General features: G+C 66.7%; 22 protein-coding genes. 10 read left to right on the forward strand and 12 right to left on the reverse strand.

Annotated elements, in window-relative coordinates:
* Positions 1-29 precede the first annotated feature (29 nt).
* Positions 30-638, forward strand: coding sequence for a short chain dehydrogenase (locus tag ABIC51_RS25425; protein WP_175855551.1), 609 nt, complete (start codon positions 30-32; stop codon positions 636-638).
* Here ABIC51_RS25425 and ABIC51_RS25430 read toward each other — a convergent pair.
* Positions 632-2,038, reverse strand: a complete 1,407-nt coding sequence (locus ABIC51_RS25430) for an MFS transporter (protein ID WP_049096282.1) — start codon at positions 2,036-2,038, stop codon at positions 632-634. The two genes, ABIC51_RS25425 and ABIC51_RS25430, sit on opposite strands and share 7 nt — an antisense overlap.
* 96 nt (positions 2,039-2,134) lie before the next feature.
* Between ABIC51_RS25430 and ABIC51_RS25435 the strand changes: the two genes are divergently transcribed.
* A complete protein-coding gene (locus ABIC51_RS25435) occupies positions 2,135-3,007 on the forward strand; it encodes a LysR family transcriptional regulator (protein WP_146253013.1) in 873 nt (290 codons plus the stop codon).
* A 121-nt stretch (positions 3,008-3,128) separates the two neighbouring features.
* On the opposite strand, the gene ABIC51_RS25440 is transcribed toward ABIC51_RS25435, so the two are convergent.
* Positions 3,129-4,052, reverse strand: coding sequence for a LysR family transcriptional regulator (locus tag ABIC51_RS25440; RefSeq protein ID WP_146253150.1), 924 nt, complete (start codon positions 4,050-4,052; stop codon positions 3,129-3,131).
* Positions 4,053-4,119: 67 nt separating this feature from the next.
* On the opposite strand from ABIC51_RS25440, the gene ABIC51_RS25445 reads away from it, so the two are divergent.
* Positions 4,120-4,737, forward strand: a complete 618-nt coding sequence (locus ABIC51_RS25445; protein WP_226129243.1) for a LysE family translocator — start codon at positions 4,120-4,122, stop codon at positions 4,735-4,737.
* Positions 4,738-4,837: 100 nt separating this feature from the next.
* Here the strand turns inward: ABIC51_RS25445 and ABIC51_RS25450 are convergent, their stop codons facing one another.
* Positions 4,838-5,470, reverse strand: a complete 633-nt coding sequence (locus ABIC51_RS25450; RefSeq protein WP_060085920.1) for an FMN-dependent NADH-azoreductase — start codon at positions 5,468-5,470, stop codon at positions 4,838-4,840.
* 132 nt (positions 5,471-5,602) lie between these two features.
* On the opposite strand from ABIC51_RS25450, the gene ABIC51_RS25455 reads away from it, so the two are divergent.
* Positions 5,603-6,481 carry a LysR substrate-binding domain-containing protein gene (locus ABIC51_RS25455; RefSeq protein ID WP_226129245.1) on the forward strand — a complete coding sequence of 293 codons (879 nt, stop codon included), beginning with the start codon at positions 5,603-5,605 and terminating at the stop codon, positions 6,479-6,481.
* A 20-nt stretch (positions 6,482-6,501) separates the two neighbouring features.
* Here ABIC51_RS25455 and ABIC51_RS25460 read toward each other — a convergent pair whose 3' ends face one another.
* Complete coding sequence (locus tag ABIC51_RS25460) at positions 6,502-7,977, reverse strand: coniferyl aldehyde dehydrogenase (protein WP_175861650.1); 1,476 nt, start codon at positions 7,975-7,977, stop codon at positions 6,502-6,504.
* 45 nt (positions 7,978-8,022) lie between these two features.
* Between ABIC51_RS25460 and ABIC51_RS25465 the strand changes: the two genes are divergently transcribed.
* Together ABIC51_RS25465 and ABIC51_RS25470 are read left to right on the forward strand one after the other, a co-directional pair.
* Positions 8,023-8,748, forward strand: coding sequence for a TetR/AcrR family transcriptional regulator (locus tag ABIC51_RS25465; RefSeq protein ID WP_226129247.1), 726 nt, complete (start codon positions 8,023-8,025; stop codon positions 8,746-8,748).
* A 132-nt stretch (positions 8,749-8,880) separates the two neighbouring features.
* Entirely contained in the window at positions 8,881-9,564 is a 684-nt protein-coding gene (locus ABIC51_RS25470) for a type 1 glutamine amidotransferase domain-containing protein (protein ID WP_027792074.1), read from the forward strand.
* Between the two features lie 20 nt (positions 9,565-9,584).
* On the opposite strand, the gene ABIC51_RS25475 is transcribed toward ABIC51_RS25470, so the two are convergent.
* The 4 genes from ABIC51_RS25475 to ABIC51_RS25490 all read right to left on the reverse strand — a co-directional run bounded on the left by ABIC51_RS25475 (position 9,585) and on the right by ABIC51_RS25490 (position 13,029).
* A complete protein-coding gene (locus ABIC51_RS25475) occupies positions 9,585-10,058 on the reverse strand; it encodes a MerR family transcriptional regulator (RefSeq protein WP_027792075.1) in 474 nt (157 codons plus the stop codon).
* Positions 10,059-10,183: 125 nt separating this feature from the next.
* Positions 10,184-11,428: a saccharopine dehydrogenase family protein gene (locus ABIC51_RS25480; protein ID WP_027792076.1), complete on the reverse strand. Its 1,245-nt coding sequence runs from the start codon at positions 11,426-11,428 to the stop codon at positions 10,184-10,186.
* Between the two features lie 57 nt (positions 11,429-11,485).
* A complete protein-coding gene (locus ABIC51_RS25485) occupies positions 11,486-12,403 on the reverse strand; it encodes an acetoacetate decarboxylase family protein (protein WP_027792077.1) in 918 nt (305 codons plus the stop codon).
* Positions 12,404-12,579: 176 nt separating this feature from the next.
* The gene (locus ABIC51_RS25490) at positions 12,580-13,029 is read right to left on the reverse strand and encodes a MerR family transcriptional regulator (RefSeq protein ID WP_027792078.1); all 450 of its coding nucleotides are present in this window, start codon (positions 13,027-13,029) and stop codon (positions 12,580-12,582) included.
* Positions 13,030-13,197: 168 nt separating this feature from the next.
* Between ABIC51_RS25490 and ABIC51_RS25495 the strand changes: the two genes are divergently transcribed.
* The gene (locus ABIC51_RS25495; protein WP_146253006.1) at positions 13,198-14,028 is read left to right on the forward strand and encodes an alpha/beta fold hydrolase; all 831 of its coding nucleotides are present in this window, start codon (positions 13,198-13,200) and stop codon (positions 14,026-14,028) included.
* 24 nt (positions 14,029-14,052) lie between these two features.
* Here ABIC51_RS25495 and ABIC51_RS25500 read toward each other — a convergent pair whose 3' ends face one another.
* From ABIC51_RS25500 to ABIC51_RS25510, 3 genes are all read right to left on the reverse strand, one after another.
* A complete protein-coding gene (locus ABIC51_RS25500; protein WP_226212373.1) occupies positions 14,053-14,415 on the reverse strand; it encodes a glutathione S-transferase family protein in 363 nt (120 codons plus the stop codon).
* Positions 14,416-14,442: 27 nt separating this feature from the next.
* Positions 14,443-15,087 carry an HD domain-containing protein gene (locus ABIC51_RS25505; RefSeq protein ID WP_027792081.1) on the reverse strand — a complete coding sequence of 215 codons (645 nt, stop codon included), beginning with the start codon at positions 15,085-15,087 and terminating at the stop codon, positions 14,443-14,445.
* A gap of 200 nt (positions 15,088-15,287) precedes the next feature.
* Positions 15,288-16,526, reverse strand: coding sequence for an SfnB family sulfur acquisition oxidoreductase (locus ABIC51_RS25510; RefSeq protein WP_059586026.1), 1,239 nt, complete (start codon positions 16,524-16,526; stop codon positions 15,288-15,290).
* 293 nt (positions 16,527-16,819) lie between these two features.
* Between ABIC51_RS25510 and ABIC51_RS25515 the strand changes: the two genes are divergently transcribed.
* Positions 16,820-18,079: an acyl-CoA dehydrogenase family protein gene (locus ABIC51_RS25515; protein ID WP_060085913.1), complete on the forward strand. Its 1,260-nt coding sequence runs from the start codon at positions 16,820-16,822 to the stop codon at positions 18,077-18,079.
* Positions 18,076-19,479, forward strand: a complete 1,404-nt coding sequence (locus ABIC51_RS25520) for an LLM class flavin-dependent oxidoreductase (RefSeq protein ID WP_226129249.1) — start codon at positions 18,076-18,078, stop codon at positions 19,477-19,479. The genes ABIC51_RS25515 and ABIC51_RS25520 overlap by 4 nt, the downstream gene beginning before the upstream one ends.
* A 263-nt stretch (positions 19,480-19,742) precedes the next feature.
* Here ABIC51_RS25520 and ABIC51_RS25525 read toward each other — a convergent pair whose 3' ends face one another.
* A complete protein-coding gene (locus tag ABIC51_RS25525) occupies positions 19,743-21,170 on the reverse strand; it encodes an MFS transporter (protein WP_059682970.1) in 1,428 nt (475 codons plus the stop codon).
* 347 nt (positions 21,171-21,517) lie between these two features.
* Between ABIC51_RS25525 and ABIC51_RS25530 the strand changes: the two genes are divergently transcribed.
* Complete coding sequence (locus ABIC51_RS25530; RefSeq protein ID WP_060198709.1) at positions 21,518-22,510, forward strand: aliphatic sulfonate ABC transporter substrate-binding protein; 993 nt, start codon at positions 21,518-21,520, stop codon at positions 22,508-22,510.
* Positions 22,511-22,521 lie beyond the last annotated feature (11 nt).

Raw genomic sequence — 22,521 nt, forward strand, 5'->3', positions numbered from 1 at the left:
CCAACCTGAAACCGAAAAGGAGTGGTTCCATGAAGATCGTTGTAATCGGCGCCGGCGGAGACGTCGGACGTGCCGTGGCAGATGAGCTTGCCCGTGACGGAAGACACGAAGTCGTTCGCGTGGGTCGCACCTCCGGTGACCATCAGGTCGACATCACCCGTGACGAGAGCGTGAATGCGCTGTTCGAGAAGATCGGGCAAGTCGACGCAATCGTCGCCGCCGCGGGCAATGTCATCCTTGCCCCGATCGAGAAGATGACGGCGGCCGATTTCCACAAGGGATTGCAGGATAAGCTGCTGAGCCAGGTGCGCGTCGCACTGGTGGGCCAGCACTATCTGGTCGACGGCGGGTCGATCACGCTGACCTCGGGCATCGCGGTCGATGATCCGATTGCGCAAGGCGCCCATGCCGCCGCATCGAATGCCGGGATTGAAGGATTCGTGCGCGCAGCCGCGTGCGATTTTCCGCGCGGCATCCGGATCAACGTCGTGAGCCCGACGGTGCTGACGGAATCCATGGATCGGTTCGGTCCGTTCTTTCCCGGCTGCGAGAGCGTGCCGGCGGCACGTGTGGCAATGGCCTATCGACGCAGCGTGGAAGGCGTGCATAGCGGTCGCGTCTATCGGGTCGGTCATTGACGTTGAGGGTTCGCCCCGCGAGCCCGAATTCCTCGCGCCCCTGCCTGCCCCAGATTCCGCCACGCCATCACCGCACCGGCCACCAGCAACAGAACGGAAACGATCAACGCCCGCGCCATCCCGTGAACGAACGTCGCGCTGTCTGCCGCCCGAACGAAGAAACCAAACAACGCGACGCCCAACACGCCGCCCACCTGCCGGGCCGTATTCAACAGCCCGGACGCCACCCCTGACTGCGCGGCGCTCACCGCCGCGAGCGCCGCGTCCGTGATCGTCGGTATCGTCAGCGCGATGCCGCTGCCTGCCAGCAGCATCGGTATTGCGAGCAGCGCGTTGGAGTGCACGGCGATCGCCGGCCACATCGCGAGATACCCGACCGCGGAAATCGACAGGCCGGCCGTCGCCAGCGTGCGCGCACCGAGCCTGCCGGTGAGTCTGCCGGAAGCGATGCTCATGGCCATCAGCACACCCATCATCGGCAGAAACGCGACACCCGTACGCACGGGCGTCATATGCCACACCGACTGAAAAAGCAGGCTCAACGTAAACACGATCCCGTAGAAGACCAGATTCGCGATCGCGCCGATCACGATCGAACTGCGGACGATCCGGTCCTGCCACAACGCAGATGGCAGCATCGCGTCCGGATTACGCGCTTCCAGCCGGACGAACGCGATGCCCAGCCCGACGCACAACGCGAACGCGCCCACGATGACCGGGTTGCGCCATCCCAGTGCACTGATCTCGGTCGACGCGAACGTGAGCGCCGCCAGCGCCAACGCACCGGTCAGTTGTCCGGGAAGATCCAGGCGCCTTCCGCGCTGCGCTTTCGTGTCCGGCGCAAACCGCCATGTCATCCAGATACCGGCCAGGCCGACCGGCACATTGACCAGGAAAATGCTGCGCCAACCCACGGCAGCGATGAGCAATCCGCCGGCCAACGGCCCCGCGGCCAGCGCGATGCCGCCGCCGGCGCCCCACCAGCCGATCGCCCGGCTGCGCGCCGCCGCGTCGTCGAATGCGACGCGCAGCACGGCCAGCGAGTTCGGCACCAGCAGCGACGCGCCGATCCCCTGAACGAGCCGCCACGCGATCAACGCTTCCATCGAATGCGCGATGCCGCAGCCGATCGACGAGAGCGTGAATATCGCGTAGCCGGCAATGAACACGCGCTTTGCGCCCAGCCGGTCGCCGAGGGCGCCGGCCATCAGCAGGGTCGCCGCGAACACGAGCGCATACGCATTGACGACCCATTGCAGGTCCGTGACCGCTGCGCCAAAGGCCGTCCGCAATGCATCGAGCGCAACGTTGACGACGCTGACGTCGATCAGGACGACAGCAAAACCGAGGCACGCGGCCGTTTGAACCAGCCGCGGGTGATGTCTGGATGAGGTCTGCATCGGCAATCCTTCGCATGGGGAGGATTGCAGCGTAGAGGATCGCCTTCTGTGCGAATATTCCGCAAAACAGCACAGCAACCTGGAGAAAATGCACCGATGTTCGACTGGGAAAACCTGCGCTACTTCGTTGCCGTCGCACAAACGGGGAGTCTTTCGGCCGCCGCCAGGCGCTTGAATGTCGACCACGCAACCGTCAGCCGCCGCTTGGGCGCACTCGAGGCGGAACTGAAGATCCGCGTGATCGACCGGTTGCCGCGCGCGTGCCGGCCGACCGCCGCCGGCCGGCAGATACTCGAGCTCGCCGAGAAAATGGAGGCGCACGCGTTTGCGATCGAGCGCCTCGCGCTTACGGAACACCTGCCGATGCACGGCACCGTGACGATCAGCGTGCCGCCCGTACTCGCAAACAACTTCTTCGCGAATCATCTACATGAATTCGCGCAATTGCATCCGGGCATCCGGCTGTCGATGGCCAGCCAGGCGCAACGCGTGTCGCTCGCCCGTCGTGAAGCCGATATCGCCGTGCGCCTGTTCCGCCCCGAGGAACCGCAAAACGTGACGCGCAAGCTGGGCGAGATGGCGTTCGGGCTCTATGCGAGCCGCGACTACGCGCACGCGTCGTCGCCCGACGATTGGGCCTTCATCTGCTACGACGCGCAATTCGCGGAAATGCCGCATCAGAAGTGGCTCGAGTCGATCGCGCGAGGCCGCCGTATCGCGTGCGAGGTGAGCGACATCACGACACAGCAGGGGGCGGCACGTACAGGCATCGGCGTGGCCGGGCTGCCGGTGTTCATGGGCGACAACGATCCCGGGTTGCAGCGCCTGCCGTTCGACGGGGAACCGTACGCCCGGGATCTCTGGCTGGTCGTGCATGCCGACCTCAGACATGCGCCGACGATTCGCGCGGCAATCGACTTCATCGTGGACGTGACGGGCAGGACGTTCGCGCCGGACGCCCGACCGTAGCGACGGCGACTACGGTCACCCGATCGCGCTGGCCGAGCCGGCTGTCAGCGCGCCGCTTCAACGTCGGAAGCAGCCGGTCTCGCTCATCGTCGACCGCCCGTCCCCGGCATCCGCGCGCCGATCAGGCCACCGTCCTCAACCACGCCAGCACATCCGCCTGCGCACGGCCCGCCACCACCGGCTCCGGCGTCAACAGGCAGTAGTGCGAACCATCCTCGACGAACCCCATCGGCGCGACCAGCACACCGCTTTCGATATCGTCGCGAACGAGATGCCACGGGCCGATGGCGACACCCAGCCCCGCAACCGCCGCCTGCAGGCTGAAGTAGAAATGGTCGAACACCTGCCCGCGCCCGCTCACGGCCGGCTGATGCGCGGCAACCGCCCATTCCTTCCATGCGTCCGGCCGTGTCCGCGTATGCAACTGCGGAACGTCCGTCTTCAACGAACGCTCGCCGCGGCGAGCGGAAAACCACGCATCGACCTTGTCCGGCCGGCAAACCGGCCCCACCCGCTCCGCGAACAGACGCTCCGCGTGGTAACCCGCCGGCCACGCAAAGTCGTTGCGTCGAATCGCCATGTCGATGCCGCTGTCGAATGAAAACGGGCCACCCGCGGCCGCCAGGTGAACGTCGACGCCCGCATGTCGCGCCTGGAAATCCGGCCAGCGCGGAATCAGCCAGCGCATCAGAAGCGTCGGCTCGCACGACAGGACCCAGCGCCGCGCCCGGGCGGCCTCGGTGCGCAATTCCTGCGCGGCGTGACGCATCAGCCCCAGCCCGTCGTGGACCGCCTGCGCCAGCTTGCGGCCCGCGTCGGTCAGGAACACGCGCCGGCTGCGCCGCTGGAACAGTGCCACGCCCAGGTCGTCCTCGAGCAGCCGCACCGCGCGGCTGACCGCGCCGTGGGTCAGGCACAGCTCGTCGGCAGCGCGGCTGAAATTCTCGTGACGCGCCGCCGCCTCGAAGCAACGCAGGGCCATCAGCGAAGGCAGGTTCGCGCGCATCGATTGTGAATTTACCTCACCATTCTGGTCAGAAATCATCGCTTTTCCAGCTGAAACATGACCCATAAGATTGCGCCATCGAGCCATCAATCGCAAGGACAGGACGATGACCGAACTGATAGTTGTAGTCACCATCACGCTGCTGGCCGTGATCAGCCCGGGCCCGGACTTCGCGATGGTCACGCGCAACAGCCTGATGCTGTCGCGCCGCTCGGGCGTGCTCACCGCGCTGGGTATCGGGCTGGGTGTGACGGTTCACGTGAGCTACACGCTGCTGGGCGTCGGCCTGCTGATCCGGCAATCGTTGTGGCTCTTCAATGCCGTCAAGCTGATCGGCGCGATCTACCTGGTCTACCTCGGCGTGAAGATGCTCATGACGAAGGCCGGCAACGGGCAGGCCGACGCGCCGGCCGCGCCACTGTCGGACCTGGCCGCGCTGCGCACCGGCTTCCTGACCAATGCGCTGAACCCCAAGACCACGGTGTTCATCGTCAGCCTGTTCATGCAGGCCGTGCGGCCCGACACACCGTTGATCGTGCAGATCGGCTACGGTGCATTCATCGCGCTGGCGCACGCCGGCTGGTTCGGTCTGGTGGCCGTGTGCTTCTCCGCGACGGCCGTCCGCGATCGCCTGCTGTCGCTGCGGCACTGGATCGACCGCACCTTCGGATGCCTGCTCGTCGGCTTCGGCGTTGCGCTCGCCATCGCGCGCGGCGGGCGCTGATCCGGGCGTCCTCGCCGCACGCCGACACAAGCGCCGGGAGCACACCGCCGACGTACCGACTCACCGGCGCACCGACGCGCCGGATACCTGCGCGGCAGCGTCAGAACCCGCGCGCGATCGATCGGGCTTCGTCGATCGCGCGGCTGCGATCGACCTTTCCGTCGGCACCGAACAACGTACGCTCGACGACGATGCCGGTGACGTCCGTCACGCCCACGAACCTGAGCCATGTTTCCATGTACGGGCGCTGAAGATCGAACTCTGCGGCCGGCGTAAACGAACCCGGCGACTGATAACCGAGCCCGCGCGCGTAGACCACGGCCGCCTTTTTCCCGGCCAGCTTGCCGGTGAAGCCCGTGTCGTCGAACGTGAACAGCACGTCCTTCTGCGAGATCGCATCGATCAGGTGCTTGAGCTTGTACGGAATGCTGAAATTCCACAGCGGCACGCCGAACAGGAACTTGTCCGCTGCGTGGAACGGCGCTGCGAGCTGCTCGATCCGCTGCCATGCCGCCGCCTGCGACGGTGTCAACGCGGTGCCGCTCAGCCCCGCATATTTCGCGGCCAGCGCGTCTTCGTCGAATTCGGGCATCGCCAGATCCCACACGTCGAGCTTTCGTATTTCATGATCGGGATGCGCATGCCGGTACGCGTCGAGAAACGCATTGCACACTTCGATGGATGCGGAATATGCCTTGTTGGGTGAGCCTTCGATATAGAGCACGCACGTCATGGAGCCGGTCCTTGCCAGGAGTGACGGCGACGCGCCGGATGCGCGGTCGCCCACTACGGTTCGCAGCGTATCGAGCCCGCTTATAATTTGGAAACGATATTAATTGATTGAATTAACCCGGATTTGTGATCAATGGAGAATCCTCTCGACACGGCGCTGCTTCAGACGTTCGTCGCGGTCGCCGACGTGCGGAGTTTCACCGGCGCCGGTCGCAGGCTGAATCTCAGCCAGTCCGCGGTCAGCGCCCAGATCGTTCGTCTCGAAGAACAGGTCGGCCAGGCGCTGCTCGTGCGCAATACGCGCAGCGTCACGCTCACCGCGCATGGCCAGACGCTGCTCGGTTACGCGCGCGCGATGCTCAATCTGAGCGGGGAAGCGAGGGCGCGGCTGGGAGCCGGCGACGCAGCCGATACCCGGCTGCGCATCGGCGCATCGGAGGATTTCGCGGAAGGCTGGCTGCCGGACGCGATGCGTCGCCACTCGGTCACGCGGCGCGGATTGCGGCTGGATCTGACGGTCGACATCGGCGACAGCTTGTTTCGGCGGCATGCCGACGGCGAATTCGATCTCGTGATCGGCAGCCGGTGCGCGCACACGGATCAGGGCGCGACGTTGTGGCAAGAGCCGCTCGTCTGGGCATTTGCGCGCCACGAGCGGTTGCCGGAAGGCGAGGTGGCGCTCGCGTGCTTCCCCGATCCTTGCCCGTACCGGGGCGCCGCCCTCAAGGCGCTCGCGCTGGCCGACCTGCGCTACCGGATCGCATGCGAAAGCCCGAGCGTCGCCGGCATCCGGACATGCGTGCGCGCCGGCATCGCCATCGCGCCGGTACCGCGCAGCGCGATCGACGGCACGCTCCGGGAACTCGGCGTGGCCGACGGCTTGCCGGAACTGCCGGAAGTCGAATTCGTGCTGATGCATGACGCGCGGATGCCGGCCGCGGTCGAATTCGCCGCGACGATCTTCGACGAAGCCGCCGTTCGCATGGGAGCGGGCAAGCGCACTACGCTCTAGCAGGCATCGTGCGGCCGCGTTCAGCGCTTGGCGCTCAATCCCGCGCGCACGCCCACCGGCTCCCGGCTCCGCCCGAGCAGCGCCGCCAGCGAGAGATCCGCGAGCTTGCCGAACGGCGCGCGCAGCAGGCTCGGCAGGTTCCAGCGCCCCTGCACGAACACGCCCTTCGCGTGGCTCATCGCGCGGAATCCCTCGATGCCGTGATACGCACCCATCCCGCTCGGACCGACGCCGCCGAACGGCAGGTCTTCCTGCGCGACATGCAGGAGCGTGTTGTTGATACCGACATTGCCCGACGTGGTGCGCTTGAGCAGCGACTCGCAGTCGCCGTCCCGCGCACCGAAGTAATACAGCACGAGCGGACGCGGACGCGCATTCACGTAGTCGACGACTTCGTCGATCGTGCGATACGTGCGCACCGCCAGGATCGGCCCGAAGATTTCTTCCTGCATGACGGCCGTATCGTCGCCGGCGCCGACGATCAGCGTGGGGGCGAGCGTCCGCTTGCGGGTCGCCGCCTGCTGCGGGCTCACGCCCGCCTCGATCACGCGCGCGCCCTTGCCGCGCGCTTCGTCGACGAGCCCCTTCAGGCGATCGTAATGCCGGTCGCTGACGATCGACGTGTAATCCGGGCTCGTCGGCCCGTCCGGATAGAAGCGCGCGACGGCCGCATCGTATTGCGTGACGAACGCGTCCAGGTCGTCTTCATGCACCAGCGCATAGTCGGGCGCCACACAGGTCTGTCCGCCGTTCGACAGCTTGCCGAACACGATGCTCGACATCGTCCGGCCATCGACATGCCCCCGCGCGACGATCGCCGGGCTCTTGCCGCCGAGTTCGAGCGTCACCGGCACCAGGTTCTCGCTGGCCGCCTTCATGACCTTGCGGCCCACCTGCGTGCTGCCGGTGAACAGCAGATGGTCGAACGGCAGGCCGCTGAAGGCCGCACCGACTTCCGGGCCGCCGAGCACGACCGCGACTTCTTCGCTCGGGAAGGTCTCCGCGAGCATCCGGCGCATCACCTCGCTGGTGCGCGGCGTCAGTTCCGACGGCTTGAGCATCGCGCGATTGCCCGCGGCCAGCGCGGTCGCCAGCGGAATGAAGGTGAGCGAGAACGGGTAATTCCACGGCGCCATCACGCCGATCACACCCAACGGCTGGTACTCCACGTGAGCCTGCCCGGCCCGATAGAAAATCCCGACGTGCCGGCGCTGCGGCTTCGTGAAGCGGCGCAGGTTGCGCGTCAGGTAGTCGATCGCCTGGATCACGCCGACCAGTTCCATGATCGCGGTCTCGTGCCGCGAGCGATTCCCGAAATCGGCGCTGATCGCCTCCTCCACTTCGCGGCGATACGCCAGCACCACGGCGCGCAGCCGCGCGAGCCTGGCCTTGCGCTGCTGCAAGGTCGGCGGCCCCTCGCTGACGAACGCGTTGCGCTGGCGGGCCAGCAGCACCGCCGGGTCGAAGCTCGAGATGGATTCTGCGGAAACGGCCATGGTGAACCTCACGAGGTTGCGTCGATGTAGACACTGTCAACTTGCATGCGGCGGATCATAGGCCCACAATGTGTCCCCTGTCAACATAGGAGCAACACGATGTCGTCGGATGAGGATGCGGACGCCGGGCAAAAGGCCTATCACCACGGGGATCTGCGTCGCGCGATCATCGAAACGGCGCTCGACACGCTGCAGGAGCAGCAGGGCTGGCAGTTCACGCTGCGTGAAATCGCGCGGCGCGCGAACGTCAGCCACTCCGCGCCGTACCGGCATTTCCCGGACAAGGCCGCGTTGCTGCACGAGCTCGCACTGATCGGCTTCGACCGCCTGCGCGACGAGCTCGCCGCGTCCATCGATCCCGCGGCGAGCGCACCGGACGTGCTGCTGGCGCTCGCGTATGCCCATCTCGCATTCGGGCAGCGCAACCCGGATCTCTATCGACTGATGTTTGCCGCGGATGCCGGGGAGCCCTCGGACATCCATCTCGATCCGCGCGTGCAGGCGCCTTTCCTGCTGGTCGTCGACATCCTGGAACACGGCCAGCGCGCCGGCACGATCCGCCCGCGCCCGGCGCTCGGCCAGGCAACTGCCTGCTGGGCGCATCTGCACGGCCTGACGATGCTGGCGATCGACAGGCGGCTGGTGCGCGAGAAGGTCGGCGATCACGCGATCGAAGATGCGCTGACAACCTTGCTGGACGGACTCATACTGCCCGCCAGCCCTGCGCGGGAAGCAAAGACAAAAACAAAAGCGAAAGCGAAAGGGTCTTGACCTTCAACTTTGCTTAAAGGTTATGGTTTGCCTCGGCAGCGTATCGAGGCCATGGGTATGTGTACTGCCATCCGACAATCCGGCGGCACGTAGAAGACGTCCGCCCGTGGCCGATGAAAAGGAATCCGCATCATGAGCAAGCGCATCCTTCACGTCGTCAGCAACGTCGCGCACTACGCCGACCCGTCGCAACCGACCGGCCTGTGGCTGTCCGAACTGACTCATGCCCACCACATCTTCGCGGCGAAAGGCTATGAGCAGAGGCTCGTGAGCCCCAAGGGCGGCGTGTCGCCGCTGGAGCCACGCTCGCTCAAATGGCCGCACGCCGACGCCGCCTCGAAAGCGTGGCGCGCCGACAAGGCCAACGCGGCCCTGCTTGCCAATACCGCGCGCCCCGACGAGATCGATCCGGCCGATTTCGACGCGATCTACTTCACCGGCGGCCATGCCGTGATGTGGGACTACCCGGACGACGCGGGGCTGCAGCGGCTCACGCGCGAGATCTACGAGCGCGGCGGCGTCGTGTCGTCGGTCTGTCACGGCTACTGCGGGCTGCTGAACACGACGCTGTCGGACGGCTCGCTGCTGGTTGCCGGACGCCGGATCACCGGCTACTCGTGGGTGGAGGAAATCCTCGCCGGTGTCGCGAAGAAGGTGCCGTACAACGTCGAGGAGCAGATGCAGCAGCGTGGCGCGCGCTACGAGAAGGCGCTGCTGCCGTTCACGTCGAACGTCGTCGTCGACGGCCGTCTGGTAACCGGCCAGAATCCGCAATCGGCGAAGGCGACCGCCGAGCAGGTCGTCGCGCTGCTGTGAGGTGATGCGCCGGCGCCCCGCTACGCGCGGGTCGGCCGGCGCAACACCGGTTCGTCGCGATCGGCGGCGGCCTCGCCGCCATCCGCTGCATTCCCCGGCGGGACCCGCGACAGCAATCGTTTCGCATGGGTCGCACAATCGACCGACGCCGGTTTCGCCGCGATTTCGGCGATCAGCGACAAGACCTGCCCCTTGCTGCGCGCCAGCCGCGCCTCCAGTGCCTCGATGTCCCGCACCTTGCGGTGCAGCGCCTCCAGCAACGAATCGCATGGCCACTGCGCGAGGCCGGCCGGAATCAGCGTGCGAATCTCGTCGAGGCTGAAATCCGCCTTCTGCGCCGCCGTGATCAGATCGAGCACCGTCACCGCTTCCTGCGGATAGGAGCGGTAGCCGTTCGCTTCGCGCGCGACGAGCGTCAACAGACCGATGCGCTCGTAGAAGCGGATGCACGAAGGAGTAAGGCCGGTGCGTTCCGCCAGTTCCCCGATCTTCATGTTCCGATACTCCTTCGCCGGATCGCATCCGGCCATCCGTCCCGTCGTGACTGCAGGTTGTCTCCTGAAATTGATTCGCTATCCGATCTTTATCGGCTTCCTGTCGCAGGGCCGACGGCGCGCACTCACATCACGTCGAAACGCAGCCCCGCGTGGCGAACCAGGCGCTCGATGTAGCGCTCGTCGAACATCGTCGCGGGCGTCCAGAAGCCGCCGCCGCGGCCGGTCTTGACACCGTCTCCGCCGTAATCCAGCGCGAGACCGATCGCGGCCTGGCCGAGCATCTTGCCGGTGGAGCCATAGCCCGGATCGCGGTCGCCGGTGACTTTCACGCGCAAGGTCCGCCCGTCGTCGGCACGACCGAAGAAACGCAAATCGTAACGGCCGGCCAGCTGGGCGGCCGCGCTCGGCCCCTCGCCGGGCTTCGGCAGCAGAAAACGCTCCATCAGGCTGCGCACCGGCTTGATGAGGACACCGACCATGAACGCGCCGAGGCCGGCCACCATCGTCAGCGCCGTCAGGCGGCCCTTCAGGCCCGTGCCCGTCATCACCGCTTCGTCATACGTGAAGCGGCTGCCGTACGCGTTGCCGGCCAGCGCATTGGAACGATGCACGACACGCTCGTTGATCGCCGCCATCACGAATGGCGCGATCCACGCGTCGAAGTCGCGATCGAACGCCGCGGATCGCACCGCATGCTGGCGTACCGTGAAGCCGTGCCCCTTCGGGCACAGCGAATAAGGATCGAGCAGTTCCCTGCGCAACGCGGGATCGGCGGCCGCTTCGCGGACGACGTTGATCACGCTCGCCACCGTGCCGCCCGACGCGCCGCCCTTCAGCGTCCTGACGCGCATCTTCACCTGCGCGGCCGGCACGCCCCACCGCTGCCGCGCCTGCTGCTGCAGGAAGAACACGCCCATGTCCGACGGCACCGAATCGAAGCCGCAGCAATGGACGATGCGCGCGCCGGATTGCCGCGCCGCCGGCTCGTACCTGTCGATCATCCGTTTGATCCACTGTGTTTCGCCGGTGAGGTCGCAGTAGTCGGTGCCGGTTTCCGCGCAGACCCTGACCAGCGGCTCCCCGTAAAGCGCATAGGGGCCGACGGTGGACACGACCACGCGCGTCTGCGCGCAGAGCGCTCGAAGCTGCGCTTCGTCGGCCGCATCGGCAACGATGATCGGCACCGACTGCCCGGCCGCACCCAGCGTATCCCTGACCTGCCCGAGCTTCGCTTCGGAGCGGCCGGCGATGGCCCAGCGCAGCGTCTCGCCGGAGCCCGACAGGTACTCGGACAGGTAGCGGGCCAGGATCTGCCCGACGAAACTGGTGGCGCCAAATACGACGAGATCGTGGGTCGGCCGGGTCATGGGCGGTTCCTCATGGGGGATTCCTTCGGCGCGGGGGTACCGCGAACGGACGTGGCGTCAGCGTTGCTTTCCGGGTTCATCGAAGGCCTTCAACGGGGTCGGCAGGTTCAGGACCAGTTGCGCGTCCTTCACCACGTCGAGACGCAGGATGGTGGACGCGCCCAGCCCGTCGAGCAGCTGGCTCAACGGGCCGCCGTGCCGCACGAGCTCGACGTTGCGCGGCAACAGGCGCTGGGCGAACGATAGCGCATTCGTCTGCACCGATGTCTGGTGCCATTCGCCGTCGATGCGATTGATCATCGTCGTCGAGCCCATGTGCGACTGCGATGCGACGTGGGTCAGTACCGGCAGCGGCACGCTCAGGCTCAGGTCCGGCCGGCCGCCCGGGCCGGCGATGCGTGCGCGGGCGGTGGCGCCGAGGTCCACGTCGATGTCGGCAAGCCACTTGGGCAACTGATAACCGTGCACGCCGCGCACTCGCGCGATTTCCGTGGTGACCGGCAGCGCCAGCACGTGCGCGAAGAAGCTCCGGCGCCGCATCGAATCGATCAGCTCGCGCGCGTGCGACCCTGTCGCGCCGGGCCGGCGGATAACCACCGCGACGGACACTTCGTCATACGGATCGTTGTCGCACACCGAATACGAGAAGAAGGTCAGCGCGACCAACCCGTACCCGGGCAGCGCACGCAGCGGTTCGAGCGGCACCGGCAGCGTGGTCCGCAGGCGTTCGAGCGGCGCAAGGAACAGCAGCTGGATGCTGCTGGAACGGTAGTAGAAATTCGGTGCCCAGGTCGGGCCGACCCGCGAAGCGACCTGACGCTTCGGAATCCGACGGAAAAAATCGATGTTCCCCGCGGCGGGATCTCGCGCCACCTCGTCGAGGTCGGGATTCATCCGGAACCGGTCGTAGTACCCGCCTTCGGGCACGTCGACCGTGTGCGGCCCGAATTCGACCTGTGTAAACCGCCTGTCCATGTTCGTCGCCTCTCGTCGATGATCGACCGTGGCAGGCAACACCCGAAGCCCGCTGACTCACCGCCGTCAGCAAGCACTCTAGGATTGAAGTCAACTTTAAGGTCAAGGAGCGGAATAGAGGGGCGCGTCGGATCGCGTCGGGACGGCCGGCCGGTGCGCCCGGCGGGAGCGCCGAATCATTTGGCGGCCGTGCGCCGGCCCTTGCCGCGTATCGGCACCACTGCCGGTTTGCGCAACCGGTCCATCACCCACCGCGTACGCTCCGAGCAGTTCAGTTCGGTCGGCCGGTTCCGGATGCTGTCGATCGCGACGAGCAGTTGCGCCTTGTTCTCCTTGAGACGCTTCTGCATCGCCTCGATCTCGACGACTTTCCGTTCGAGCGCCGCCACCAGCCCGTCATGCTGCCAGTTGCCGGCTTTCACCGGCAGCAGATGGCGGATCTGCTCCAGCGAGAACCCGGCGCGCTGCGCGCCGGCGATGATCTCGAGCATCCACACCGCGTCTTCGCCGTAGTCGCGATAACCGTTCGTGCCGCGCTCGACCGCGGTGAGCAGCCCTTCAGCCTCGTAGAAACGGATCCGCGATGCCGTCAGGCCACTGAGCTTCGCGAGCTCTCCAATTCTCATACCTGCCTCGCAACCGTGTTGACATTAAACCTAACTTTAAACCTACAGTGAGCGCATCGCCAGGCCGGCCGGACGGCCGAAGCCGCGTCGGACACAGCACCGGCCTGGCGATCATCGCGAACGGCAAGACCGTCACGCATCGATATCGCCTACCGAATAGGAGCAGACATGGGATACGTCACAACGAAGGATGGCGTCGACATCTTCTACAAGGACTGGGGGCCGCGCGACGCCCAGGTGATCTTTTTTCATCATGGCTGGCCGCTCAGCGCCGACGACTGGGATGCGCAGATGCTCTTCTTCCTGGCCCAGGGTTATCGCGTGATCGCGCACGACCGTCGCGGCCACGGGCGCTCCAGCCAGGTCTGGGACGGCCATGACATGGATCACTACGCGGACGACGTCGCCGCGGTCGTGAACCACCTCGGCGTGCAAGGCGCCGTTCATGTCGGCCATTCGACCGGCGGCGGCGAAGTCATCCACTACGTCGCGCGTCACGGCGAAGACCGCGTCGCCAAGGCCGTGCTGATCAGCGCGGTTCCGCCGATGATGGTCAAGACGGACAGCAATCCGGGCGGCCTGCCGAAAGCCGTGTTCGACAACCTCCAGGCGCAGCTCGCGGCGAACCGCGCGCAGTTCTACTACGACGTCCCGGCCGGCCCGTTCTACGGCTACAACCGCGACGGCGCCAAACCGTCGCAAGGCGTCATCTGGAACTGGTGGCGGCAGGGCATGATGGGCAGCGCGAAGGCCCACTACGACGGCATCGTCGCGTTCTCGCAGACCGACTTCACCGAAGACCTGAAATGCACCACGATTCCCGTTCTCGTGATGCATGGCGACGACGACCAGATCGTCCCGTATGCCGATTCCGGTCTCCTGTCGGCGAAGCTGGCGAGGAACAGCACGCTGAAGACCTACCAGGGCTTCCCGCACGGCATGCCCACGTCCAACGCCGACACGATCAACGCCGACCTGCTCGCGTTCATCCGCGGCTGAACACGGCAAGCGCCGACGCGGCCTTCAGCGGCAATCGTCGCCGAAGGCCGTCTTCCTGCGTCCGTCCGCTCCCGAAGGCAGCGAGTCGACCTCGTGAAGAAAATCGGGAACCGCTTCTCCGATCGAGGCGAGATACCCGGCCATCGCGCCGGCGACCTTGCGCACGGCGGGACGTGCGGTTATCCGCTCGCGCCACGCGAGCAGGCGCGGCGTTTCATCCGTCATCGGTGCGCCCTTGCGCGCACCGAACAACTGCGCCATGTAGAACGCGATATCGGCGTACGAATACGCGCCGGCCACAGCGCGGGATCGCCGTCCATCAGCACCGGCACCTGCCGCTTCGGGTTGATGCGCACGACATCCGGATGCCAGCCTGAACTCCGTCAACGCAATGCTGCACCGAATGCGGCCGGATCAGATTTCGTCCGCAAATTCGTCGAGAAAGCGCTGCAACCGGTCGCGACGAACGATCGCCATCCGGGTACCGGTGACGGTCTGGAAACCGGTTGAAAGCCTCAGCAGTTTCGTGCGGAAGTGATCGATCGCGAAACGCGTGTCGTCGAGTTCCCGTTCCGATGCGTGCGGATCGGCCGGGTCGTACAGCGCGCTGCCCATCCGGCCCGCGACATAAAAGCACCGCGCGACGCCTACCATCCCGATCGCATCGAGCCGGTCGGCGTCCTGCAACACCTTTGCTTCGCGCGTCGTCGGCGCGACACCGGCCGAGAAACTGTGCGCCTCGACCGCATGAGCAACGGCGTCGACCTTCGCGTCAGGCCAATCCAGCGACTTCAGCACCTGCCGGGCCTTTTGCGCCGACAGCCGCGATGCCTGCGCGCGAAGCGGGGAATCTTTCTCCACCGCCACGCAGTCGTGCAGCAATGTCGCGGCGAACAGCACCTCGGCATCGCCGCCCTCCTTCGCGTGGATCGCGGCCGCGTTCTTCCACACGCGTTGCAGATGCGAAGTGTCGTGGGAACCGTCGCCGTCGGCGCCGCTCCAGTGAGCCAGCAGGGCCTTGGCCAGATCCTGAAAGGGTGCGAACGCAGGGAGGGTCATGAGGGGCGGCGGTCGAGGTCGGGACGCCGATTATCGCCGCAAGTGCCGCACGGCACACGATCGGCAGCCCGATCCGCCGTTGATCCCGGCGCCTGCGCGTCGAACGCAGTGCCGGGTTCGCCACACGATCGTGTGGATGCATCAGACCGCGGCGGCTCACTCGGTCATCGCCGAGCGAAACAGCCACGATCGAAACGGATTCAATTCCACGCATGGCGCGCCGGGCGCACGCCGTTCAGGTAGTAGTTGCCGACGAGGTGATATTTCCAGCGCACCGGATCGTGCAGCGTATGCGTGCGTGCATTGCGCCAGTGCCGGTCGAGGTTGTGCTCGGAAAGCGTCGCCTGCGTGCCGGCCAGCTCGAACAGCTTCTCGCCCGCGAGCAGCGCGATCTCCGTCGTCAGCACCTTCGCCTCGCCCACCGCTACCGACGCGCGCGCAACGTCGTCCTCGGTCACGTCGCCGCGCGCCGCGATCTCGTCGAGCGTGCGCGCCGCGCGCTCGAGCAACGCCTCCGCCGCATGCAGCTGAATGTGCAGATGGCCGATCTCGCGAATCGTCAGCGGATCGTCCACCGCACGCTCGACGCCGCTGTCGACCCACGGCCGCGTGCGTGTGCGCACGAACGCCAGCGTATCGTCGAGCGCGGCCCGGGCGATGCCCGCGTCGATCGCGGCCTGGATGATCTGCGACAGCGGGCCGTTCAGCGTCGGCAGGTCCGACACGCGTTGCGCCGGCAGCACGTGAGACGCAGGCACGCGCACGTTGTCGAGCACGACCGTGCCGCTCGCGGTGGTCCGCTGCCCGAATCCCGACCAGTCGTCGATCACGGTCAGCCCCGGCGCCGGCTGGCGGATGTATGCGAGCCACGCACGGCGCTCGTCGTCGAGACCGAGCACCGGCACGTAATGCGCGAACAGCGCCCCGGTCGAATAGAACTTGGTGCCGTCTACGATGTAGTCGTCGCCGTCCCGGCGCACGCGCGTCTTCAGGTCGAGCACGTGTTTCGTGCCCTTCTCCGAAAAACCGTTGCCGAACCGCTTCCCGCTCAGCACTTCCGAGAAGAAGAGGCGCTTCTGCGCGTCGGTGCCGGTCAGCGCGATCACGTCGACCAGCCCGAAATGATTCTGCGGCAACTGCCCGAGCGACGGATCGGCCGCGGCGACGATCTTCACCACCTCCGTCAGCGTCACATGCGAGACGCCCGCACCGCCGTAAGCCTTCGGCACCGTGATGGCCCACAGCCCCGACTGCGAGAACCATTCGATCTCGTCGCGCGGTAACCGGCGCTCGCGGTCGCGCTCGGCCGCGCCTTGCGCAAGCCGTTGCGCAAGCGCATGCGCGGCCGCGATGGCCTGTGCGTCGTCGGCGATCACGCTGGCCGCCTGCGGTTGCGTATCGGCCGGTCGTTCCTGGATCGTGGCGCTCGTCTCTGACATCGGGCTCTCCTGCTGGTTGACGGAAACGTTCAATCTAGCAGCGCCCCGAGCGCCGGCAAACCGAGCGATTCGCACAACGATATTCCTTCGAACGGCAAACGATGCGGCACGCCGCGCGCAAAAAACCGCGCGTCAGCAGCGATATCGACACCCCGGCATCGATGCCACGGCGCGTCGCCCGCGTAATGCCCGGCAGCGATAAGGATGTACGAATCCGTTATTGGATCGTCCGCATCGTGCTTCCTATACTGGCCTGCCGGCATCGACGGCCCCCGCCTTTCAAGGATCACCGCATGACTTCATCTCCCGCCGCAACCGAACTTTCCACCGGCACCGACTATGACGCGCTTGCCAGCCGCTTCAGGCCGATCTTCGAACGCATCGCGGCCGGCACCGCGGAACGCGAACGCCGCCGCGAACTGCCGCACGAGGCGATCGGCTGGCTGAAGGCCGCCGGCTTCGGCGCCGTCCGGCTGCCCGTGCGCGACGGCGGCGCCGGCGCATCGCTGCCTCAGCTGTTCCAGTTGCTGACCGAGCTCGCCGCCGCCGATTCCAATCTGCCGCAGGCCTTGCGCGGGCACTTCGCGTTCGTCGAGGACTGGCTGAACGCGCCGCCCGGCGCCGACCGCCAGACGTGGTTCGACCGCTTCGCGAGCGGCCAGCTCGTCGGCAATGCATGGACCGAGACCGGCGACGTGTCGCTCGGCCAGACCATCACGAAGGTGTCGGAAAAGAACGGCCGGCTCGTGCTGAACGGCCGGAAGTTCTACAGCACCGGCAGCCTGTTTGCCGACTGGATCGACGTGTTCGCGCAACGCGCGAGCGACGGCAGCGACGTGATCGTCGCCGTCGCGACCGCACAGCCCGGCGTGATCCGCGAAGACGACTGGGACGGCTTCGGGCAGACGACGACCGGCAGCGGCACCACGCGCTTCGAGGACGCGACGGTCGACGCACGGGACGTGATCGACTTCGCGCGACGCTTCAAGTACCAGACCGCGTTCTACCAGCTCTTCCACGTCGCGACGCTGGCCGGCATCGGCCACGCGATCGTGCGCGACGCCGGCGAGCTGGTGCGCCACCGCACCCGCGTGTACAGCCACGGCAACGCGCCGCGTGCGGGCGACGACGCGCAGCTGCAGCAGGTGGTCGGCGAGATCGCGTCGTGGGCCTACGCGGCCGACGCGCTCGCGCAGCGCGCCGCTCAGCCGCTGCAACGGGCCTACGAAGCGCACTTCGGCGGCGACGCGGCGGCCGAGCACGATGCGAACGTCGCGGCCGAGATCGAATCCGCGCAGAGCCAGCTCGTCGTGTCCGAACTCGTATTGCGTGCGGCGACGCACCTGTTCGACGCGCTCGGGGCGTCCGCCACCCGCAGCACGACGGCGCTCGACCGCCACTGGCGCAACGCGCGCACCGTGTCATCGCACAATCCGCTCGTCTACAAGGCGCGGATCGTCGGCGACTGGGTCATCAACGGGCGCACGCCGCCTTTCGTCTGGCAGGTCGGCAACGGCGCGGGCACGCAAGCAGAAACCGGAGCCGCCCAATGAGCAAGACCGGCAAGACCATCCGCTTCAACGCGTTCGAGATGAACTGCGTAGGCCACCAGTCGCCCGGGCTGTGGGCCCATCCGCGCGACCGGTCGTGGCAGTACAAGGATCTCGACTACTGGACCGACCTCGCCCGCGTGCTCGAGCGCGGCATCTTCGACGCGATCTTCATCGCGGACGTGATCGGCTACTACGACGTCTACAAGGGTAGCAACTATCACGCGCTGCACCAGGCCGCGCAGATCCCGGTCAACGATCCGCTGCAGCTCGCCGCGCCGATCGCGATGGCGACCGAGCATCTCGGCATCGGCATCACCGCGTCGACGACGTTCGAACACCCGTACACGTTCGCGCGCCGGCTGTCGACCGCCGATCATCACACGAAGGGCCGGCTCGCGTGGAACATCGTCACGTCCTACCTAGAAAGCGGCGCGAAGAACATCGGCGATCACGGCCTGCGCACGCACGACGATCGTTATGCGGTCGCGGCCGAATACGTCGAGGTGCTGTACAAGCTGTTCGAAGGGAGCTGGGAAGACGGCGCGGTAGTGCGCAACCGCGACGGCCGCGTGTTCACGCATCCGGAGAAGGTGCACGAGATCGGCCACAAGGGCCGCTTCTTCGACGTGCCCGGCTACCACCTGTGCGAACCGTCGCCGCAACGCACGCCGGTGCTGTTCCAGGCCGGCGCGTCCGGCCCCGGCAAGGCGTTCGCCGCGCAGCATGCCGAATGCGTGTTCGTCGCCGCGCCGACCCGCGCGCAGCTCGCGCGCTACGTGGCCGACGTGCGCGCGCAGGCCACCGCCGCGGGGCGCGATGCGAGCAAGGTATTGATCTACAACCTCGTCACCGTGATCGTCGACGAAACCGACGAGAAGGCGCAGGCCAAGTTCGACGAATATCGCAAGTACGTGTCGTATGACGGCTCGCTGGTATTCATGTCGGGCTGGACCGGCATCGACTTCGGCCAGTACGCGCCGAACGATCCCGTCCGGCGCGTCGAGACGAATGCGATCGTGTCGGCGGTCGAGCATCTGTCGGGCGGCGACACCGCCTGGACGATCGAGGAACTGGCGGCCTGGGGCGGCATCGGCGGCCTGGGCCCGGTGTTCGTCGGCTCGGCGGCGACGGTCGCGGACATCCTGCAGGAATGGGTCGCCGCCACGGACGTGGACGGCTTCAACCTCGCGTATGCGGTCGCGCACGAAACCTTCGAGGACGTCGTGCGTCATCTCGTACCCGAACTGCAGCGGCGCGGCGTGTATCCGACCGGCTATGCGCCGGGCACGCTGCGCGAGAAACTGTTCGGCGGGTCGGCGCGGCTGCCGGACGAACATCCGGCCGCGCAGTTCCGCGACATCGAGCAGGTCAAGCGCGATGCCGAGCGGGTAGCCGCCTGAGCGGACGGCATTGCGGCGGCTGGTCGGCCCATGTGCGGGCCGGCCGGCTGCACGACAGGCAGCAACCGGTGCGTCGGGCCGCTCGCCCGACACCTCGCCCGATCGCTGCTCTCCCCCTCACTCGAAGAAGCCCGGCGCAGCCCCGCTGCGCGTTCTGCCTGCGCACTCGCGCATCGACAGCAATGCAGACATCTCGGTAACGACGACGCGCGCACTGAAGAAAGCGCGCGCGTTTTCCAGCCGACGAACGATCCCGACCGCCTTCACTCTGCGCCGTCGTCGTCGATGTCCCGCGCCGTCGGCTCATAACGCACGATCAGCAGGAACACGATCGGCGTCGCGGCGCTGATCGCGACGACCCAGAACATGTCCGTGCCGAGACGCGCCTGCAGGATCGGCAGCACGAACAGCGCCAGCGCCTGGCCGATGCCGCACAGCGACCGCCCGAAGCCGACACCGGTACCGCGGATCGACGCCGGATACGACAGCGTCGGATAGATCATCATCTGCGCGCCGGGCCCGAACCCTTCGGCGAACAGCCAGGTGCCGAGCATCAGCAGCACGAAGCCGATCGCGAGTGCGCCATGCGGATGCCCGGCCAGCGCGAGCGCCACGAGCGCGACGAACTGGAGCGCGAAACCGGCGATCGCGACATGGCGCGACGCATGGCGATGGGCCAGGCGCATGCCCAGCAAACCGCCTGTGAACGCGAACAGCACGTTCAGCGCCAGCGACGCCGCGATCGTTTCGAACACGCCCGCACCCAGAAACTGCGACAGGATCGACGGCAGGAAGAATGCGATCGCCGTGTATTCGAACGGAATGCACAGGTTCATCACGCTGGCGACGATCGTGCGCCCCAGGTACGGGCGCTGGAACAGCACGCGAATGCGCACGGGCGGCTGGCTCGGCGCGCGCCGTGCGTCCTCCGCCTCGTGTGCGTGAATCCCGTACGACTCGCGCAGGATCCTCGCGGCATTGGCCAGGTCGCCCTGGTTCGCGGCCCACAGCGGCGACTCGTTCATGAAGCGGTTCCTGAACAGGATGATGACGAGGGCCGGCACCGCGCCGAAGATCAGCGATGCGCGCCAGAGCCATCCCGCGTGCTCGGCCGGCAGCAGGAAATACAGCCCGAAGATCAGCAGGAAGCACGCCGACGACGCCACGTACCACATCGGGCACCACGCGGCGAGCCGCGACGCCTTGTTGCCGCGACCGTTGAACTTCGAGAATTCCGCGAGAAACGCCATCGCGACGGGCAGGTCGATGCCGACACCGAGCCCCATCACGAAGCGCGCGGCGATCAGCACCCATACATTGGGCGCAAGACCGGCCGCGATCGCCGCGACCACGAAAAACAGCATGTCGGCCATGAACACCTGATAACGGCCGATCCTGTCGGTCAGCCATCCGCCGATCAGGCTGCCGAAGATCGTCCCGATCATGATCGCCGACCCGACCAGCCCGGTCAGCGCGGGCGTCAGGCCGAATTCGCGCGCCACGTCGTCGATCCCGTAGGACAGCGTCGTCAGGTCGTATGCATCGAGAAAGACGCCGCCGAGCGCCAGCAGCACGATCATCCGGGCATGGCTGACGGAGCTGTCCACCGTGTTGATCAGGCGCGCGACGTCGCTTGCCGAGCGAATGGGGGAGGAAGCCGGGGTGACGGCATTCAGGTCGATCGAACTCATCGCACTCCTTTGTTTTCCGCCGACGTGCCGGCGATGTCTGCATGAAGCCGGAAGTCGTGCGTGTTCAATCGCGGCCGGTAACGCCCCTTCGCAACTGCACGCCTCTCGACACGCAACGCCGTCGAGCTCCGGCAGCAGGCATTCTGTTCTTCCGATCCGGTTCTCCCAAGCGATATAAACCGATAAATTAATCGACCCGCGTCATAAAGTTGCCCGCCGCCCGCGCTTATCAGCAACGCGCATGTTCAATCGCGGATTTCTTCGTTACCGAAACCCCGCGGCTTCGCTACATTAGCCGGTCACCCTGCCTGTCCCCGGCTCGTTGCCGCTCTTCCGGAGAATCCCCGATGAAGCTGTCCTGGTCCCGCGCATGGCAATCCGCGGCCCTCGTCGTTGCCGCGTTCGCCGGCCTCGTGTCGGTGCACGCACGCGCGGCGACGCCCGCGGAAATCCGCGTCGACTACGCGTACTACTCGCCGGAGAGCCTGGTGATCCGCCACTTCGGCTGGCTCGAGGACGAATTCAAGGCCGACCGCACGTCGATTCGCTGGGTGCTGAGCCTGGGCAGCAATCGCGCACTCGAATACCTGAACAGCGGTGCGGTCGACTTCGGTTCCGCCGCGGGTCTCGCGTCGGTGCTCGCACGCGCGAACGGCAACCCGATCCATACCGTCTACGTGTTCTCGCGCCCCGAGTGGACCGCGCTCGTGGTCCGCAAGGATTCGCCGATCCGCTCGCTCGCGGACCTGAAGGGCAAGAAAATCGCCGCGACGCGCGGCACCGATCCGTTCCTGTTCACGCTGCGCGCACTGCACACGGTGGGCCTGACCCGCGACGACGTCGAGATCGTCAACCTGCAGCATCCCGACGGGCGCACCGCGCTCGCCAACGGCCAGGTCGATGCATGGGCCGGCCTCGATCCGCACATGGCCGCGGCGCAGCTCGACGACGGCGCCCGCCTCCTCTACCGCAACGTCGCGTTCAATACCTACGGTTTCCTGAACGTCCGCGACGCGTTCGCCAGCCAGTACCCGCAAGCGGTCACGCGCGTACTGAAGGTCTACGATCGCGCGCGGCAGTGGATCGTCGCGCATCCGGCCGACACCGCGCAGATCGTCGCCGACGAATCGAAGGTGTCGCTGCCGGTGGCGAAACTGCAGCTTCAGCGCAACGACTTCAGCGATCCCGTACCCGGCGAAACGCAGCGCGCGGCACTGAAGGCGGCCGCGCCGGTGCTGACGGCCGAGCAGTTGACCAAACCCGGTGTCGATCCCGCGAAGATCGTCGATACGCTGATCGATCCGGCGTTCGTGCGCCCGCTCGTCGCCGCTTCGCACTGAGCCTGCCGCCC

The sequence above is a fragment of the Burkholderia sp. 572 genome, from assembly GCF_040545135.1.
GTDB lineage: Bacteria > Pseudomonadota > Gammaproteobacteria > Burkholderiales > Burkholderiaceae > Burkholderia > Burkholderia cepacia.

Coding starts and splice junctions, on each gene's coding strand:
- ABIC51_RS25475 (WP_027792075.1), bottom strand. CDS start 10,058: ATGAAGATCGGGGAACTGGCGGAACGCACCGGCCTTACTCCTTCGTGC.
- ABIC51_RS25460 (WP_175861650.1), bottom strand. CDS start 7,977: ATGGCCGTTTCCGCAGAATCCATCTCGAGCTTCGACCCGGCGGTGCTG.
- ABIC51_RS25450 (WP_060085920.1), bottom strand. CDS start 5,470: ATGACGTGCGTGCTCTATATCGAAGGCTCACCCAACAAGGCATATTCC.
- ABIC51_RS25480 (WP_027792076.1), bottom strand. CDS start 11,428: ATGACCCGGCCGACCCACGATCTCGTCGTATTTGGCGCCACCAGTTTC.
- ABIC51_RS25445 (WP_226129243.1), top strand. CDS start 4,120: ATGACCGAACTGATAGTTGTAGTCACCATCACGCTGCTGGCCGTGATC.
- ABIC51_RS25455 (WP_226129245.1), top strand. CDS start 5,603: ATGGAGAATCCTCTCGACACGGCGCTGCTTCAGACGTTCGTCGCGGTC.
- ABIC51_RS25470 (WP_027792074.1), top strand. CDS start 8,881: ATGAGCAAGCGCATCCTTCACGTCGTCAGCAACGTCGCGCACTACGCC.
- ABIC51_RS25530 (WP_060198709.1), top strand. CDS start 21,518: ATGAAGCTGTCCTGGTCCCGCGCATGGCAATCCGCGGCCCTCGTCGTT.
- ABIC51_RS25490 (WP_027792078.1), bottom strand. CDS start 13,029: ATGAGAATTGGAGAGCTCGCGAAGCTCAGTGGCCTGACGGCATCGCGG.
- ABIC51_RS25525 (WP_059682970.1), bottom strand. CDS start 21,170: ATGAGTTCGATCGACCTGAATGCCGTCACCCCGGCTTCCTCCCCCATT.
- ABIC51_RS25435 (WP_146253013.1), top strand. CDS start 2,135: ATGTTCGACTGGGAAAACCTGCGCTACTTCGTTGCCGTCGCACAAACG.
- ABIC51_RS25430 (WP_049096282.1), bottom strand. CDS start 2,038: ATGCAGACCTCATCCAGACATCACCCGCGGCTGGTTCAAACGGCCGCG.
- ABIC51_RS25495 (WP_146253006.1), top strand. CDS start 13,198: ATGGGATACGTCACAACGAAGGATGGCGTCGACATCTTCTACAAGGAC.
- ABIC51_RS25515 (WP_060085913.1), top strand. CDS start 16,820: ATGACTTCATCTCCCGCCGCAACCGAACTTTCCACCGGCACCGACTAT.
- ABIC51_RS25425 (WP_175855551.1), top strand. CDS start 30: ATGAAGATCGTTGTAATCGGCGCCGGCGGAGACGTCGGACGTGCCGTG.
- ABIC51_RS25505 (WP_027792081.1), bottom strand. CDS start 15,087: ATGACCCTCCCTGCGTTCGCACCCTTTCAGGATCTGGCCAAGGCCCTG.
- ABIC51_RS25510 (WP_059586026.1), bottom strand. CDS start 16,526: ATGTCAGAGACGAGCGCCACGATCCAGGAACGACCGGCCGATACGCAA.
- ABIC51_RS25440 (WP_146253150.1), bottom strand. CDS start 4,052: ATGATTTCTGACCAGAATGGTGAGGTAAATTCACAATCGATGCGCGCG.
- ABIC51_RS25520 (WP_226129249.1), top strand. CDS start 18,076: ATGAGCAAGACCGGCAAGACCATCCGCTTCAACGCGTTCGAGATGAAC.
- ABIC51_RS25465 (WP_226129247.1), top strand. CDS start 8,023: ATGCGGCGGATCATAGGCCCACAATGTGTCCCCTGTCAACATAGGAGC.
- ABIC51_RS25485 (WP_027792077.1), bottom strand. CDS start 12,403: ATGGACAGGCGGTTTACACAGGTCGAATTCGGGCCGCACACGGTCGAC.